Origin of the sequence: Alistipes sp. An66, assembly GCF_002161445.1 — a bacterium.
In the GTDB taxonomy this organism is placed as follows: Bacteria; Bacteroidota; Bacteroidia; order Bacteroidales; family Rikenellaceae; genus Alistipes; species Alistipes cottocaccae.
Genome location: NZ_NFHT01000043.1, coordinates 1 through 1317, shown reverse-complemented (window position 1 = coordinate 1317; position 1317 = coordinate 1). Strand labels below are relative to the sequence as shown.

Annotated in this window: 2 protein-coding genes; both read right to left on the bottom strand. The window is 62.3% G+C overall.

Going from position 1 to position 1317, the window contains the following annotated elements:
• A partial coding sequence (locus tag B5G16_RS12405; protein ID WP_162612077.1) for a relaxase/mobilization nuclease domain-containing protein occupies nt 1-407 on the bottom strand: 407 nt, incomplete at its 3' end.
• A gap of 4 nt (nt 408-411) precedes the next feature.
• Entirely contained in the window at nt 412-768 is a 357-nt protein-coding gene (locus B5G16_RS12400; RefSeq protein ID WP_143260914.1) for a plasmid mobilization protein, read from the bottom strand.
• Nucleotides 769-1317 lie beyond the last annotated feature (549 nt).

The following is a 1317-nucleotide window of genomic DNA, read 5'->3' as shown; positions in this document are numbered from 1 at the left end:
CGCATGTTGCGCAGGCGTTCGTTTCGGTCCGAGACCAGCGTCGTGTCGTAGCGTACCCGGTTGTAGAGAATATGCAGGTGGGGATGTTTCGTATCGGTGTGGCGCACGACAAGGTATTGTGTATTGGTAATCTCCATACGCCGCATATACTCCCACGCCAGGTCGAGCATCAGCTGGTCCGACATCCGCGGGGCATCGTCGGGGTGGAACGACAGCGAGATATGTCCGACAACCCGTTCGACATCGGGGCGGGCCCGGCGCTGGAACTCGAAGTTGCCGATCAGCGCCTGCCGGCCGGAGAGCTCCACGCCATCACTCGTCAGAATGTACGCCTTTCCCGGCTCCTTGCCGAGCAGGTAACGCACCGCGCCGCCGAAGGATTTGCCGGTTACGATTTTGCCGATCATCGTCTTAGAGTTTTTGTTTCAGTCGTCCGATCACCTCGTCGTAGAAGCGGAGGATGCGCTGCAGCTCCTCCTCGTGGGAGGCGACACCGAAGGCGTGCTGGAGGTAGGCCAGCTGGTTCAGGTTGTTCCGCTCGCGCGTCAATTCGGAGACCAGGCGCAACTCCTCTGTGCCGATTCGGCGCATGATCCGGCCCGAGACGACCGCCTGGCGGGCATATTCCGAGAGGGTCAGATTGCAGGCCTTTGCCTTGCGTTGCACCCGGAGGTACTCCTCCTCGCTCACGCGGAAACGTACCGTGCGTGAGCGCAAGGTCGCCGCGCTCTTTCGTGGGCGACCTCCCTTGGGTTTCGTTACCTCCATGGCTCAGAAACGTTGGCGGTGGAACAAATAAGCGGGAGCGGTTTCGCGCAGCGTGCGTTGTCGGGCTGGAGTGACGTCCCGTGCCCCGAATCCGCGGCGAACTCGGCGAGCGGCGGATGGCTCGGTATGCGACCCTCGGGAGCAGACCGGGCGGGGCAGCCCCGCAGGGCGAGGTGGTTCGAGGTGGCAATCAAAAACCCGATGCGGGGTTTTTGTGCCACGAGAACACAACCTCGCTCCCTTCGGTTTTCGGGCCCGGGAATCGGCAGCACGTTCGACGTCTGAAGTCGAACGGTGCGGAATCCCGGGGTCGCAAAGGCATCAGCGCGGGGGCGCTCCCGTACCGGCAAACGGCAGGAGGTTCATGTCGCGGCAAGGCTGGGGAGCGTGTAGTTTTTGGCCCAAACAGATCGGGGTTTGTCATCGTCCAACCGGGGGCGGCGGGCAACCGATGGAAGATGGTCGGCTCTTCAGTGGGGAGCCGTGGAGGGGATGAATGGCGTTGTCATGGTCGGTGGTTTTTGCGTTGTTTCGAGGATAACGGCACCC